Source organism: Murinocardiopsis flavida, assembly GCF_003014485.1.
GTDB classification, from domain to species: Bacteria; Actinomycetota; Actinomycetes; order Streptosporangiales; family Streptosporangiaceae; genus Murinocardiopsis; species Murinocardiopsis flavida.
Genome location: NZ_PYGA01000030.1, coordinates 26,026 through 40,704 on the forward strand (window position 1 = coordinate 26,026; position 14,679 = coordinate 40,704).

Consider the following 14,679-nt stretch of genomic DNA (forward strand, 5'->3'; position numbering starts at 1 on the left):
GAACCGGCCGGGACGACGATGGGGGCAGGCGCGGACATGGACACCGGACTACGTCGGAACTGGCGGCCGATCGTGCTGCTCATGGTGCTCGCACCGGTCATAGCGGAGATCCTGGGCGGCGCGATGCCGGTGGCCGACTTCGTGCAGCCGGGGATCCTCATCCCGTTCACCGTGTTCCTGTACGGGCTGCCGGTGCTGGTCATCCGGGAGGTCGCGGCGCGCCTGCGGTTCGGGCTGCCCGCTCTGTGGGTCCTCGGGATGGTCTACGGCCTCTTCAACGAGGGCCTGCTGTCGGAGACGCTGTACGCCGGGCTCGACCACGCGATCGCCGCGCACGCGGACTACGGCGTCGTGGCCGGGATACGCGTCCCCTGGCTTCTCTACATCCTGCCCTGGCACGGGCTGTTCTCCGTGGTCACGCCCATCGTCCTCGTGGACGGCCTGTTCCCCGCACGGGCCGGCCGTCCGCTGCTGCCGAAGGCGGCCGCGTGGTGCATCGCGGTCGGCGTCGGCGGGCTGGCGGTCGCCCGCTTCCTGCTGTGGGGCGAGAACCGGGAGGTGCAGGACACGGGGCTGTTCGCCGCCCACCTCACGCTCGTGGTGGCCGCCGCCGCGGCACTGTGCCTGATCGCCGTGCGGGTCGCGGCCGTCCTCCGTGTCGAGGACGGTGCGGAGCCCCGCGGGTCCCGCTGGACGGCGTTCGCGACAGGGGCCGCGCTGTACCTGCTCGCGTTCATCGGGCTCTCACTGCTGGTGGAGGCGGCGGCTCCCCCGCTCGTCACCGTGGCCTACTTCGCCCTGGTGGTCGCCTGCGGACTCCGGGCGGTGACCCGCAGGCCGCACCTGGCGCGGGCCGAGGGGACGGCGTTCGTCCTCGGCAGCGGGTCGGCCTACGCCGGGTTCGCGGTCGTCGCCGGCTCGCTGCTGGGCGACGTCGTCTGGGCCGCAACCGGCGCCTGCTTCCTCGCCGCCTACCTCACCGCGGCGACCCGCATCGCCCGCAGCCGCTGACCCGGCGAGCGCGGCCGGCCCCCGTGGTCAGCCGCGCGCCGGGGCCCCTCCGGTGTCCGTTTCGTGCGCCGGGTCGGCGTCGGCGGTCTCCGTGCGGACGTGCCGCAGCAGCGTCCCGGTGACGACCGCCAGCGCGACCGCGATGGCGGCGTTGACGACAGCGGCGGTCTGCACACCGGTTGTGAACGCCTCGCGGGCCGTGTCGAGCACGGGGCCGCCGAGCGCCGCGGGCAGCCGCTCCGCGGCGGCCACCGCGTTGCCGAGCGTCTCGCGCGCCGCCGCGGCAAGGTGGGCCGGGACCTCGGCGGGCAGGGCGCCGGGACCCATCCCGCCGCGGTACACGGCCGTGGCGACACTGCCCCCTACCGCGACCCCCAGCGCCATGCCCAACTCGGTGCCCGTCTCGCCCATCGCCGATGCGGCGCCGACCCGTTGCGGGGGCGCGCTTCCCACGATCAGGTCGTAGCTGAGGGCGAGCACCGCTTGCAGTGCGAAGGAGGGGACCGCGAAGCCGACGACGGCGAGCAGCGGCCCGGAGCCGGTGGTGATGAAGACGTTCACGAGGAGCCCCGCGGCGCCGAGGGCGAACCCCGCCGCCATAACCGTCGACGGGCGCACCCACCGCAGCGCCGCCGGCGCCAGCAGGGTGCCCGCGATCCCGGCGAGCATCGGCGGCAGCGCCAGGACCCCCGCCTCCAGCGGTGACAGCCCCAGGCCCGACTGGAGGTACTGGAGGATGAGGTACTGGGTGCCCGCCAGGACGAACAGCGCCATGGTCTGGGCGCCCAGGGAGACGCTGAACGCCGGGCGGGCGAACAGCCGGAGGTCGAGCATCGGCTCGGCGAGCCGGAGTTGGCGGCGCACGAACACGTAGCCCGCCGCGAGCCCGATCGCGACGGCGGCCGCGGCGGTCGCGGTGACACCGTCCTTGGCGACCTCCTTGAACCCGTAGACCACCGGGATGATCGCCGCGACGGAGAGGGCCGCGCTGGCGACGTCCAGGCCACCGGTCCGGTCCGTGTCGCGGTACTCGGGCAGCAGTGGCGCACTGACCAACAGCAGCGCCATGACGGGGATGGCCAGCAGGAACACCGAACCCCACCAGAAGTACTCCAGGAGCGCGCCGCCGACGAGCGGGCCCAGGGCGCCGCCGACCATGAAGTTGGTCATCCACGCGGCGATCGCGAACCGGCGCTGGTCCGGGTCCTGGAACATGACGCTGATGAGCGACAGTGTGGACGGCATCAGGGTGGCCCCCGCGACGCCGAGCGCGGCGCGCGCGGCGATCAGCACCGGCACGCTCGTGGCGAACGCCGCCAGCACAGAGGCGAGGGCGAACAGGACGGCGCCGATCAGCAGGAGCCTGCGTCGCCCGATCCGGTCGCCCAGGTTCCCCATGGTGATGAGGAAGCCGGCGATCAGGAACCCGTAGATGTCGACGATCCACAGCACCTGGGTGGCGCTGGGGCGTAGTTCCGCGCTCAGGTGCGGAACGGCGAGGTGCAGAACGGTCATGTCCAGGCCGATGAGGATCGTCGGCAGGGCGAGGACGGCCAGGCCGAGCCACTCGCGTGCTCCGGCCCGGGGGCGGATGCTGGTAGCCATGCGGATCCCTTCCTGCGGCGGCTCATGCAACCGCCATCCTCAAAGTTCACGTTAACTTGAAGTCAAGGTGATGTGACCCGGATCACCGCGCATGCTCCGCCGTGTTCGCATCGGTGCGTGCGGCAGCGGCGGGGGCCTCCGGGTCCCGCGCGGTGGGAGCAGGATCGGGGGCGGTGGGGCGGCGGTAATTCGCGTGCCCGCCCGCTGCCGCGTTGTTAGCGTGCGGGGCATGGAGGACCGGCCCGGCGGGCTCGACGAGGGCGACCTGCGCGACGCCCTGAAGGCGTGGGGCATCACCGCCGCGGCGCTGGAGTACGCCCCCGTCGGCTTCGGCGACTACCACTGGACGGTCGGCGACGGCGAGGGTCCGCGCTGGTTCGCCACGGTCTCGGACCTGCCGGCCAAGAACCACTGCGGGACGGGCGCCGACGCCGCCGGGCGCGAACCCGACCCGTCGGCCATGGAGTTCTACCGACTCCGGTGGGACCTTGAGGAGGCCGCCGGGTACGTCGACCAGTTCCGCTCCCCCCATGAGCGCACGCCCGACACCGAAACGGCCTGGTCGGATCTCAGCGGCATCGTCGCGCAACTCGCCGGAGACGGCCCCGCGTGAACGGGGGTCCGGCCGCGGCCGCACGCGGCCCCGTTGGACGGCGGCCGACCGGATCGCCCCCCGCCCACCCCCACCCCGGCAGGCGTCGCGGCATCCGGCCCGTCGTCCGTCGTCCTACGGCGCCGCGGCGCCCGACTGCTCGCACTCCGCGATGGCGGCCCGCGTCGCCGCCTCGTCGGAGAACCACGCCGCCAGCGTCCCAGGGTCGTCGAACCCGTTGGCGAAGCGGTCGGCGAGGGTCTGGTGGCGGCCCGCCGCCGCGCAGAAGTCCAGGACGTCCGCAGGAGTGTAGTGCAGCCGCTCGGCGAGTTCGCCGGTGAACGGGCCCGCGTAGGCCATGTAGCGGGCGAACACGGCGCGCATGAAGTCGTGGTCGAACGGTCGGGCGCCGTGCGCGAGGATCGCGTCGAGGTAGATCGTGGCGGCCATGCACGCGTTGTTGGCGTCCTGCTGGAGCGCCGGTGAGGTGACCACGACGCTGTCGCCCATGCCGAGCACGGATCCCCCCGAGGGCAGGTGCGCGATGGGCTCGCGGACCAGCGGGTTGGCGTGGTCCATGGCGACGGCGCGGTCGTCGGCGAGCCGGGCGCCTTCGTAGGCGGGATAGCGGTGCGGCAGGTACTCCCTGATCAGGCCGAGCATCACCGTGAGGTGCACGTCCGGCGTGGTGCGCCGGGGGAAGCGCGCCATCGGGCCGTCGGCCGGCCCCGTCACGCACAACTGGCGGCAGGTGCCATTGACCGAGTACCCGGGCCACGCGATGACGTGCCCCAGGCCGGGCACGATGTCGACCCCGATCCGCTCGTGGTCGTGGTGGTCCGGCGCGTCCTCGATGTAGGCGATGGCGGTCGCCACCGGCGGCATCCGCGCCAAGGCGCGCCCGGTGTCGACGGGGAACATGTCGGCGAGTCCACTGTGCCCCGTGGCGACGACGGTCAGCTCGAACATCAGCGCGAGCCGGTCGAGGTCGCTCACCGTGGCCCCGTGGAGCAGCACCTTGCCGCCCCGCTCCTCGAATACCTCCTGCCAGACCGCGATCTTGACCCGTTCGTCGATCGACTGCGCGGCGGCGTCCAGCCGCCCGGTCCAGTCGAATGCGGTCGCCCCGTCCGGGGTGTGGCCGGTGATTCGCATTCCATTGAGCGGCCGCGCCTCCTCGTCCCAGAAGTTCAGGCCGTATTCGCGCTCGGCGCCGCGCGCGGCGTCGAAGAGGATCTGCATGGACACGGCACGGCCGCCGTACAGCTCTGCCGAACTACGCACCGTCATGAGTGTCACGTCGTAGTCGTGTTCCTGGAGGCACAGCGCCAACTGGAGCCCCGACTGACCGCCACCGACGATCAAGATCTTGCGCATTGTTCTCCATTCATGAATTGCGGAATGACCGATAAAACCCCCAACCGGATTGAACACCGGGAGCACCTAAGATCCCGATAACGCAGCAAGCGTGCCGCATCGCATTTCCATACTTGTTTCACGTCTTTTTCGCAACGCACGCCGGATACGCCCGTTTGGCTGCGTTATGCACCCCGCCGGGGACGGCCCCGCCGCTCGGCGCCGGCGGACGGATGGACATCCCCGCCGGATCCCGGGGCATGGCCGCCGGGCCGCGCCCGGACCAGGATCCGGGGTATGACATCACCAACGACACTGGTCCTCGGCGGTACCGGCATCACGGGACGCCGGGTCGTCCAGCACCTCCGCGCCCAAGGCACACCCGCACGCGCGGCCTCCCGTTCCGGCGACACCACATTCGACTGGACCGACCGCGCCACCTGGCGGCCCGCGCTCGACGGCGCCGACGCCGCCTACATCGTCGCGCTGGACACCACGCCCTCACCGACACCCGCCTTCGTGGCGGAGGCGGTCGCGAGCGGGGTGGAACGGCTCGTCCTGCTCTCCGCCCGCGGCGTGGACGTCCCCGGGTACTTCGCGCCGGGCTTCGACGGCGCGCCACCGCACCTCGCGGGCGAGGCGGCGGTGCGCGACTCGGGGGTGCCGTGGACGATCCTGCGCCCCGGCTGGTTCGCGCAGAACTTCAGCGAGGGCGTCTTCCGGGACGGTGTGCTGGCGGGGGAGCTGGCACTCCCCACGGGCGACGGCGCGGGCGCGTTCGTGGACGCCGACGACATCGCCGCGGTCGCCGTCGCCGCCCTCACCGGCCCGGGGCACGCGGGCGAGGTGTACGAGCTGTCCGGCCCCAGGGCGCTGACCATCGACGGCGTCCTCGCCGCCATCGCCGCCGCCGGCGGCCCCACGGCCCGCTATGTGCCGGCGAGCGACGCGGAGTTCCGGAAGCGCCTGGTCGCCGAATGGGGCGACGAGGAGGCGGCCGACCTGTGGACCAGCGCGCTGCACCCCATCCGCACCAGCCAGGAGGCGCCGGCCACCGATGGCGTGAAGCGGGCGCTGGGCCGCGAACCGCGCGGCATCGAGGAGTTCGCCGCGGCCGCCGTCGCAGCAGGCGCGTGGCGCGGTTGACCTGGTGACCGGCTGACCTGCTGTCGAGCGCGGCGCCCCGCCATGGCGGGGCGCCGCGTCGGGGCACCGACCCGGCGTGGCGCGGCGTCGGGGCACCGCGTTCCGCCTCGGAACCGGCAGGGCTTTCGACGGACGGGACGCGCTTCGGCGGTCGCTGCTGCACAGCAGCTACCGCCGAAGTACACCCTGGCCGACTCCTTCCGGACCGGCACCCCGGCAGGGGCTCAGCCCGTCGGCGCCTCGCTGCCGTCGAGCACCGGGGCGCCGCCGTCGCGCCGGAACGCGCTCGGGCTCACCCCCTGGACGCGTTTGAAGGCGGCGCTGAACCCGAACGCGTCGGCGTAGCCCACGCGGTGCGCCACCGCCGCGACCGTCAGATCGGGCCGGCCCAGCAGGTCGGCCGCGAGCGTCATGCGCCATTCGGTCAGGTACGCGACCGGCCCGTCGCCCACCAGTTCGGTGAACCGCTTCGCCAGCGTGGTCCGCGACACCCCCGCGCGCGCGGCCAGCGACGCCGTCGTCCACGGGTGGGCCGGGTCCTCGTGCATGGCGCGCAGCGCGGCGCCCGCGACGTCGTCGCCGAGCGCGCGGTACCACTTCGGCGGGTCGGCCTCCGCCCCGTCGAACCAGTCGCGCAGCGTGCACACCAGCAGCCAGTCGAGCAGCCGGTCGAGCACGATCTGGCGGCCCGGCCGCGCCCCGGTGATCTGCGACTCCAGGTAGTCGCGCATGGGCGCGCAGTCCTCGTCGTCCGGCACGACGAGGACCGGGGGCAGCACCCGCAGCAGGCGCCGCGGGACCTCGGCCCGGACGTCGTAGGCGCCCGCCAGGAGCACCGTCGGGCCCGCGAACTCGTCCGCTGTGGCGCAGTCGTCGGGGGCGCAGTGCACCTCGCGCACCGGCGCGGCCGGCGCCGCAGGGTCGTCGGTGAACACGAAGGGCTCCGGCCCGCGGACGATGGCGGCCTCGCCCAGCCGCACCTCGCGCGGCTCGCCCTTCGCGGGCACGATCCACCCGCCGCCCCGCAGGGGGACGCACAGGGTCAGGTAGACGTCGTCGGTGAACCGCAGCGACCACGGCGGCCACAGCACCGAGCGGCCGAAGACCGCACCCTTCCCGCGGACCCCGCGCAGCAGCTCATCGAACACGTCCATGGGGGCAACGATAGGCGGGCCGGACGATCGCCTATGCGCCGCGGTCGCCCGCCCATGGGCTCCGGGCGGCGACCGCTGTTGACTCGGGGCATGACAAAGAACAGCACCACCAGCAGCCCCATCACGGGGGACGTCCTGGTCCTCGGCGCGACCGGCAAGACCGGCCGCCGCGTCACCCGGCGGCTCCGCGACTCCGGCGTGCGCGTCCGCGCGGCCTCGCGCTCCGGCGAGGTGACGTTCGACTGGACGCGCCCCGCCACCTGGGAGCCCGCGCTCGCAGGCGCCTCGGCCGTGTACCTCGTCCCGCCGGACGACCCGGCCCCGATCAAGCAGTTCGCCGCCGACGCGGTTGCGGCGGGCGTGCGCCGCTTCGTGGCGCTGTCGGGGCACGGCATCGACCACATCGCCGGGGACTTCGGGCAGGGCATGGCGGCGGGCGAGGCCGCGGTCCGCGACTCCGGGGCCGAATGGACCATCCTCCGCCCGAACAACTTCTTCCAGAACTTCGACGAGGACCTGTGGCACGCCCCGCTGCTGGCCGGGCGCCTCGCGCTGCCGATCGGGGCGGTACCCGAACCGTTCGTGAGCACCGAGGACATCGCGGAGGTCGCCGCGGCGGCGCTCACCGGCGACGGGCACGCCGGGCGCGTGTACGTGCTGTCCGGGCCGCGCGGGCTGACCTTCGCCGAGGCGGTGGCGACGATCGCCGGAGCGTCCGGCCGGGCCATCCGCTACGAAGAGCTGTCACCCGAGGCGTACCGGGCCGAACTGCGCGCCGAAGGGGTGCCGGAGGCGTTCGTGACCGCACTGGACACGCAGTTCGCCCTGCACCGCGAAGGGCACTCGGCCGAACCGGGCGACGGCGTCCGCCAAGCCCTCGGCCGCGCCCCGGCAGACCTCGCCCCCTGGGCCCGCCGCATCGCCGCAACGGGCGTGTGGTCCCCGCCCGCGGGCTGACCACGCCGGGGCGACGGCGCGCTTCCGGTGACCGTGGGCGGAGGGCGGGCTACCGTCGCGGCAGCTCCCCCTTCACCCGCGCCACCGGAGCCTTGAAAGGGCCGCCCCGTCAGGCCGGGTATGACTCGACCTCGGTCGCCTTGACGCCGGCCCACACTGCGTCGCCGGGCGACAGGCTGAGGTCGGCGAGTGCGGCGGGGGTGATGTCGGCCGACATCGGCAGCTCGCCGTCGAGGTGCACACGGACCTGGTCGCCGAAGCGCTCGATGCCGTCGATGGTCATCCGCCACACGTTGCGCGGGCTGCCGTCGGGCCGTTCCCGGTACAGGGCCACCGCGCGGGGCGGGAACGCGACGAACACGTCGCCTTCGGTCTCCTCGTGCAGCGCGACCCGCGCCTCCCCGGCTTCGACCCGGACCTCGCTCCGCTCGGCGTTGCCCCGGTACAGGTTGAGCCCCACGAGCCGGGCGACGTACTCGGTGCGGGGGCGGCGCGCGACGTCGGCCGGTGCGCCGTACTGCACGACGGCGCCGTCCTCGATCACGGTGACCTTGTCGGCCAGCACCATCGCGTCCAACGGGTCGTGGGTGACGACCACGGTCGCGCCGTCGAAGTCGCGCAGGTGGCGGCGCAGGTGGGAGCGGACGGTGAGGCGGGTGTGGGCGTCGAGCGCGGAGAGGGGTTCGTCCAGCAGCAGCAGCCGCGGACGTACGGCGAGGGCGCGGGCGAGGGCGACCCGCTGCGCCTGGCCGCCCGACAGGGTGGCGGGACGGGCCGCGGCGTGCTCACGCAGCCCCATGCGGTCCAGGAGCGCCGCGGCCTCGCGGCGGGCCCGCCGCGCGTCGACGCCGTGGCAGCGGGGGCCGAACGCGACGTTCTCCACCGCGCTCATGTGGCCGAACAGCAGGTAGTCCTGGAACACCATCCCGATGGGCCGCCGCTCGGTGGGGGTCGTGGTGATGTCCTCGCCTTCGAGCACGACGCCGCCCGCGGACATGGGGGCGAGCCCGGCGAGCGCCCGCAGCGCAGTGGACTTGCCCGCCCCGTTGGGGCCGAGCAGGGCGAGGACCTCGCCCCGCTGGACCGCGAGTTCGGCGTCCAGGCGGAAGCCCGGCCGGTCGACCACCAGGTGCGCCCGCAGGCTCGGCGCGCTCACAGGGCGCCCACCCACCGCTCGCGGAGGCTGACCAGGATCAGCAGCGACACGAGGAGCAGGACGAGGCTGAGCACGATGGCGGACTCCGGGTCGGTCTGCATGGCGAGGTAGACCGCGATGGGCATGGTCTGCGTTCGGCCGGGGAAGTTGCCGGCGAAGGTGATCGTCGCTCCGAACTCCCCGAGGGCGCGCGCCCAGCACAGCACCGCCCCCGCCGCCACCCCCGGCAGCACCATGGGCAGGGTGATCCGGCGGAAGACGGTGACGCGGGTGGCGCCGAGGGTCGCCGCCGCCTCCTCGTAGCGGCGGTCGGCGCCGCGCAGCGCCCCTTCGACGCTGATCACCAGGAACGGCATCGCGACGAACACCTGCGCGGCGACGACCGCAGCGGGGGTGAAGGGCATCGTGTAGCCGAACCAGGCGTCGAGGTACTGCCCGACGACCCCGCGGCGGCCCAGCGCGAGCAGCAGCGCGACACCCCCCACGACGGGCGGGATGACCATGGGCACCGTGACCAGCGCGCGCACGACGCGGCGGCCGGGGAACGCGGCGCGGGCCAGCAGCCACGCCAGCGGCACACCGAGAACGAGGGCGATGGCCGTGGCGAGTGTCGCGGTCCCCAGCGAGAGGAGGAGGGCGCCGCGGATCTCGGGCATCAGCAGCCGGGTGCCGAGCGTCGACCACGGCGCGCGGATCAGCAGTCCCGCGAACGGCAGCACCAGGAAGGCGATCCCCACGACCGCGGGGACGACCAGCAGCCACGGAAAGCGCCCGGCGCCCACGCGAGGGGCGCGCTCCCGAGCGGCGCCCTGGCGGGACGGTACCGGGGTCACGGGCTGCGCTCCGCACCGGCGACCGGGGCGGGGACGGCCACGAGAGGGGTCCTCGGCGTCACGGCGCGCGGAATCCGGCGTCGGTCAGGACCTTTGTCCCCGTGTCGGAGGTGGTCAGCGCGATCCACTCGGCGGCGAGGTCGGCCTCTGGCGCGTCCTTCAGCGGCGCGATCGGGTAGTCGTTGACGGCGTGCTCCGATTCGGGGAACGCGATGCCCTTCACCTTGTCGCCCGCTGCGATCACGTCGGTCTTGTAGACGAGCGCCGCGTCGACCTCACCCAGCTCGACCTTTGTCATGGCCGCCTTGACGTCCTCCTCCTCGGTGACGGGGGTGATCTCGACACCGGTCTCGGCCATGACCTTCTCGGCAGCGGAGCCGCAGGGCACCTCGGCCGCGCACAGCGCGACCTTGGTGTTCTCGGCGGCGAGGTCGTCGAGTTCCTGAATGTCGGCGGGGTTGTCGGGCGGGACCGCGATCTCCAGGGTGTTCTGCGCGAACACCGTCGGCTCGCCCTCGGCGTCGCCTTCGTCGGCGACGAGGTCCATGTTCGCCGGGTTCGCCGAGGCGAAGACGTCGGCCGGCGCGCCCTCGTTGATCTGCTGGGCGAGTTCGGAGCTGCCGCCGAAGTTGAACTCCACGGTGACGCCGGGGTTGTCGGTCTCGAACCGCTTCTTGAGGGTGGTGAATGACTCGGTGAGCGAGGCGGCCGCGAACACCGTGAGGGTCCGCGTCTCGGCGCCGCCGGAACCGCCGCCCTGCCCGCCGTCCTCGACCTGGCCGCAGGCCGCTGCCGCCAGCAGGCCCACAGCGGCGATCGCCGCGCCGATCACCTGTGTCCGTGCCCCGCGGGGTCTAGGCATGGCGGGCTCCCGTTGCGTCGCCGGTCTCCACGACGACGTTGGTCGACTTGACGATGGCGGTCGCCGGCGCGCCGACCTCCAGGCCGAGGTCGTCGGCCGCCTCACGGCTCATCAGGGAGACGACCCGGTGCGGGCCCGCCTGGATCTCCACGTGCGCCATGACGCCGTCGCGGATCACGTTGGTGACGAGCCCGCTGAAGCGGTTGCGCGCCGAGGAGGACTGCCGGGCGGGGTCCTCGTGGGCGCCGCTGCGCATGAACGCCGCGAGGTCGACGCCCTTGACCTGGCGGTGGCCGTTCGGCCCGCGATCGGCGGCGAGCCGGCCGGAGTCGACCCACCGCCGGACGGTGTCGCCGCTGACGTCGAGCAACTCGGCGATCTCACTGATTCGGAAAATCGACACAAGGAGACCATATACCTGGCAAACACGAATGCGAACCGTCATTCGGGTAGGCATTCGCGAAGTTTCCCCGATGCCCCGCACCGCCGGGACCCGGCGGTGCGGGCCGGGCTCGCTCATCGGCCGCGCACGGGGTAGGAAGGGGCCTGCGTACACGCACCCCCCGGAAGGCAGGGACGAATGGTCGACGTGCTGGTCGTCGGCGGCGGGATCGCCGGTACCGCCGCCGCTCTCGCGCTCCGCAAGGCGGGCGCCGACGTGGCGGTCCACGAGGCGCACCCCGACAGCGGCGACGACATCGGCGCGTTCCTGACCCTCGCGGGGAACGGGATGACCGCGCTGGCGCAGTTCGGCGCCGATGCCGAGGTCGCCCGGCACGGCTTCGCGCTGACCGCGATGCGCGTCAGCGACGCCGGGGGCGCCGAACTCGCCACCTCGCCGCTCGGGCACCCCGGCGACCCGCTCAGCCGGTACCGCTGCCTGCGCCGCGCTGCGCTGTGCCGCGCGCTGCGCACGGAGGCCCGGCGCCAGGGGATCCCGGTGCACCAGGGACGGCGGCTCAGCACCGCCGTCGAGCGGGCGGACGGCGTCACCGCGGCCTTCGCTGACGGCAGCACCGCGACCGCCGACCTGCTGGTCGGCGCCGACGGGCTTGGGTCGGCCGTGCGGCCGCTCATCGACCCCGCCACCGTCCCGCGCAGGTACGCCGGGCAGAACGTCTTCTACGGCTACGCCACCCGCGCCGACCCGCCGCACGAGCCCGAGCGCATCGAGATGATCCGGGGCAGCGGGTCGTCCTTCGGCTACGCGGTCTCGCCCGAGGGCGAGACCTCCTGGTTCGCCCGGCTGCCCGGGCCGGAGCTCTCGGCGGCCGCCATCGGCGGCGCCGCGCCCGGCCACTGGCGGCGGCACCTGCTCGAAGCGCTGGCCGCCGACGCGACCCCCGCCGCCGCCATCGTCGCCGCGACGGACGGCCCCGCCATGGTCACCAACGCCTACGACCTGCCGGTGGGCGGTGTCTGGCACACCAGGCGGATGGTCGTCATCGGCGACGCCGCCCATGCCGCCTCGCCGGCCACCGGCCAGGGCGCGTCCATGGCGTTGGAGGACGCCGTGGTGCTGGCGAAGGCGCTGCGCGACGCCGACGGCACGGCCGCGGCGCTCGCGGCGTACGACCGGCGCCGCAGGGACCTGGTCGAAGGGAACACGCGGCGCAGCGCCCAGCTGACCCGGTCGCCCGCGGGGCGGCCGCCGCCGGACCGGCCGTCAACCACGGGCGACCGGCCCCCGGACCGCCACATCGCCTGGGACGAACCGCTGCCCTTGGGCTGACCCCCGATGCCCGCCGTTCGGCGGCCAGGGGCCCCGCCATGGCCCGGCGAGCCGATGCGCGCGGCATGGGGCCCATGGGCGCCGACCTGCTACCCCGGGGCCGCCGGGACCCCGGGGAACGCGCGGAGGGTCCGTGGGGGGTGCCCGCCGATCCGCTCGATGGCGTCGGTCACCTGGTAGAGGTCGTGCCCCGACCCGATGAGCCGGAAGATCTCCCAGAGCTTCGACAGGTGCTCGACCACGTGCGGATCGCGGTAGATGGCGATCGCGCGCCGCTCCCAGTCCGCCGGGGAGGCGTCGGTATAGCGCACATCCGCACCGGCCGCCGCGCCGAAGGCCCGCACGATCTCGCCGACGCTCAGGATCTCGCCGGTGAGCAGGCAGACGGGGTCAACGTCGAGAGCGGGGTCGGCGAGGATCCCGGCGGCGACCCCCGCGACGTCGGCCGCCGCGACGAGGGGGACCACGGTCTCGGGGGAGCCCAGCGGGAGCGCGAGTTCCCGGCCGCCGCCGGCGGCCAGCACGACGGCCAGGTTCTCGAAGAACACGGCGGCGCGCAGGTGCACCGCGCCGACCCCGGCCCAGTCGAAGACCTGCTCCGACAACCAGTGCTGCCGCATGTGCGGGGTGGGGGCATCGGGGCCCGCCGCGAGTTGCGACACGTTGACCAGCCGCTCGACACCGCACTCGCGTGCCGCGACCGCGACGGCGCCGGTGGCGTCGAGGAGGCCGTCGGTCACCGGGTAGGTGAAGAACACGCGGCGCACGCCGTCGAACGCGGGCAGCACCGAGGAGATCTCGCGGAGGTCGCCGACGACGACCTCGGCCCCCAGCCCGCGCAGCCGATCGGCGCGGTCGTCATCGGTGTGCACGAACGCCCGGACGTCGTATCCGCGTCGCAGGAGCAGTTCGGCGACGGTCCGGCCGGTGGAGCCCTGCGTGCCGCCTGCCGCCCCCGTGACCAGAATCGGGTCCATGGGGTCACCCCTTCTGGGTCGGAAGGTCGACGGTGAACGCGCCGAGCCGTTCGAGCGTGCGGAGGAACGGCCCCGCGGGGAACGCCTCGGCCGAGCTCAGGACACCGCCTGTGGCGGGGCCCTCGCCGCCCGCGAGCCGCTCCGCCCCCTCGACCGAGGCCAGGGCCGCCGCGCGCCAGAGGTCGGCACCCGTGATCCGCCCGCGTGCACCGGCAGGGCCGGCGACGGCATCGACCGCGACGGTGAACTCGGATCGTGCCCGCGCCTCGGTGTCGATGTGCTCGCTGGTGAAGACGTGCTCCTCCTCGAAGGTCGCGGCGGTGAGCAGCAGGTCGACGTTGCGCGCGGCGACGTGGCGCGGGATGGTCACGATCTCGCACGAGGGGAACGGCGCGATCATCGTCCGCGGGCCGATGGGCGGCGGGAAGGCGAACACAGAGTTGCGCGGCTCGACGTACCCCACATGCTGGACGCCGTCGCTGAAGGTGATCCGCTCGGTCTCGGCGAACAACTGCGCCGCGGTGTCCTTGGCGGCGGTGGTGAGCCGCCACCCGCTGACCGCGTAGGCCACGACGACACGCTCGATGTCGGAGAGGCCGTCGGCCACGGCGGACGCGAGGAGGTCGCCGAGCCCGCCGTAGAAGCTCAGGCCGGGGACCACGACCACACCGGCGTCGCGGGCGGGCCCCTGGAAGTCGTCGAACAGGTGCTTGACGTGGTGCGACTCGACGGCGTGGTCGATGTAGTGGCAGCCGGCCCCGATGGCGGCCGCTGCGACCGGGGCGCCCGTGATGGAGAACGGTCCGGCGCAGTTGACGATGACGGCCGCGCGCTCTGCGAGCGCGCGCAGCGCCGACGGGTCGTCCAACGGCGCCGGGTGCGTATGGACGCGCTGCGGATCGGCGAGTTCGACGGACATGGCCGCGAGGGCCGCGGCGTCGCGGCCGGCAAGGACGACGTCGTGGCCCCGGGAGAGGAGTTCGCCGGCCACCAGGCGGCCGGTGTGCCCCGTGGCCCCGTAGATGGCGATGAGAGGTGTGGTCACGAGCCGCCCGCTTCCCTATCGCAGAATCTGCATGATTATCGAACGTATATTCGAACATGACGCCCGTCAAGGATTGGGCCGCATCAGGCCAATTGGCGGGCCGTCGTCCCGAGTGCGCCTCACACGACGGCATTTCCGCCGCCCGGAGCGCCCGGCCGTCGCCCCGGCGGGCGCGACCGCCACGCACGCGGCATGGAGGAGCGGCCACGCCAGGGGGCCGCCCGCGCCGTACTCGGCAGCGGCGGCCGAACCG

The 14,679-nt window shown here is 73.9% G+C and carries 14 protein-coding genes; 5 read left to right on the forward strand and 9 right to left on the reverse strand.

All coding sequences use genetic code 11. From position 1 onward, the window contains the following. Positions 1-36 precede the first annotated feature (36 nt). A complete protein-coding gene (locus tag CLV63_RS29185) occupies positions 37-1,011 on the forward strand; it encodes a hypothetical protein (RefSeq protein WP_106586468.1) in 975 nt (324 codons plus the stop codon). A gap of 27 nt (positions 1,012-1,038) precedes the next feature. Here CLV63_RS29185 and CLV63_RS29190 read toward each other — a convergent pair whose 3' ends face one another. Further along, positions 1,039-2,616: an MFS transporter gene (locus tag CLV63_RS29190; protein ID WP_106586469.1), complete on the reverse strand. Its 1,578-nt coding sequence runs from the start codon at positions 2,614-2,616 to the stop codon at positions 1,039-1,041. 229 nt (positions 2,617-2,845) lie between these two features. Here CLV63_RS29190 and CLV63_RS34180 point away from each other — a divergent pair, with 229 nt between their 5' ends. Then, a complete protein-coding gene (locus CLV63_RS34180; protein WP_211301530.1) occupies positions 2,846-3,229 on the forward strand; it encodes a hypothetical protein in 384 nt (127 codons plus the stop codon). A gap of 114 nt (positions 3,230-3,343) precedes the next feature. Here CLV63_RS34180 and CLV63_RS29200 read toward each other — a convergent pair whose 3' ends face one another. After that, on the reverse strand, positions 3,344-4,585 hold the full coding sequence (locus CLV63_RS29200) for a styrene monooxygenase/indole monooxygenase family protein (protein WP_106586470.1): 1,242 nt from the start codon (positions 4,583-4,585) through the stop codon (positions 3,344-3,346). A 276-nt stretch (positions 4,586-4,861) separates the two neighbouring features. On the opposite strand from CLV63_RS29200, the gene CLV63_RS29205 reads away from it, so the two are divergent. Then, a complete protein-coding gene (locus tag CLV63_RS29205) occupies positions 4,862-5,710 on the forward strand; it encodes an NAD(P)H-binding protein (protein ID WP_106586471.1) in 849 nt (282 codons plus the stop codon). Between the two features lie 224 nt (positions 5,711-5,934). On the opposite strand, the gene CLV63_RS29210 is transcribed toward CLV63_RS29205, so the two are convergent. Beyond that, positions 5,935-6,864: an AraC family transcriptional regulator gene (locus CLV63_RS29210; protein WP_106586472.1), complete on the reverse strand. Its 930-nt coding sequence runs from the start codon at positions 6,862-6,864 to the stop codon at positions 5,935-5,937. 90 nt (positions 6,865-6,954) lie between these two features. On the opposite strand from CLV63_RS29210, the gene CLV63_RS29215 reads away from it, so the two are divergent. After that, on the forward strand, positions 6,955-7,821 hold the full coding sequence (locus CLV63_RS29215; protein WP_106586473.1) for an NAD(P)H-binding protein: 867 nt from the start codon (positions 6,955-6,957) through the stop codon (positions 7,819-7,821). Between the two features lie 109 nt (positions 7,822-7,930). Here CLV63_RS29215 and CLV63_RS29220 read toward each other — a convergent pair whose 3' ends face one another. Genes CLV63_RS29220 through CLV63_RS29235 form a run of 4 tightly spaced genes read right to left on the reverse strand, consistent with a single transcriptional unit; the run spans position 7,931 to position 11,075 of the window. Further along, positions 7,931-8,977, reverse strand: coding sequence for an ABC transporter ATP-binding protein (locus CLV63_RS29220; RefSeq protein WP_106586474.1), 1,047 nt, complete (start codon positions 8,975-8,977; stop codon positions 7,931-7,933). Continuing rightward, the gene (locus CLV63_RS29225) at positions 8,974-9,810 is read right to left on the reverse strand and encodes an ABC transporter permease (protein ID WP_211301531.1); all 837 of its coding nucleotides are present in this window, start codon (positions 9,808-9,810) and stop codon (positions 8,974-8,976) included. The genes CLV63_RS29220 and CLV63_RS29225 overlap by 4 nt, the downstream gene beginning before the upstream one ends. Positions 9,811-9,868: 58 nt before the next feature. Continuing rightward, on the reverse strand, positions 9,869-10,672 hold the full coding sequence (gene modA, locus CLV63_RS29230; RefSeq protein WP_106586476.1) for a molybdate ABC transporter substrate-binding protein: 804 nt from the start codon (positions 10,670-10,672) through the stop codon (positions 9,869-9,871). Next, complete coding sequence (locus CLV63_RS29235; RefSeq protein ID WP_106586477.1) at positions 10,665-11,075, reverse strand: TOBE domain-containing protein; 411 nt, start codon at positions 11,073-11,075, stop codon at positions 10,665-10,667. The genes modA and CLV63_RS29235 overlap by 8 nt, the downstream gene beginning before the upstream one ends. Positions 11,076-11,252: 177 nt before the next feature. Between CLV63_RS29235 and CLV63_RS29240 the strand changes: the two genes are divergently transcribed. Beyond that, positions 11,253-12,404: an FAD-dependent oxidoreductase gene (locus CLV63_RS29240; protein WP_106586478.1), complete on the forward strand. Its 1,152-nt coding sequence runs from the start codon at positions 11,253-11,255 to the stop codon at positions 12,402-12,404. An 89-nt stretch (positions 12,405-12,493) separates the two neighbouring features. Here CLV63_RS29240 and CLV63_RS29245 read toward each other — a convergent pair whose 3' ends face one another. Together CLV63_RS29245 and CLV63_RS29250 are read right to left on the reverse strand one after the other, a co-directional pair. Then, positions 12,494-13,381 carry an NmrA family NAD(P)-binding protein gene (locus CLV63_RS29245; protein ID WP_106586479.1) on the reverse strand — a complete coding sequence of 296 codons (888 nt, stop codon included), beginning with the start codon at positions 13,379-13,381 and terminating at the stop codon, positions 12,494-12,496. A 4-nt stretch (positions 13,382-13,385) separates the two neighbouring features. Beyond that, complete coding sequence (locus CLV63_RS29250) at positions 13,386-14,426, reverse strand: saccharopine dehydrogenase NADP-binding domain-containing protein (RefSeq protein WP_106586480.1); 1,041 nt, start codon at positions 14,424-14,426, stop codon at positions 13,386-13,388. Positions 14,427-14,679 lie beyond the last annotated feature (253 nt).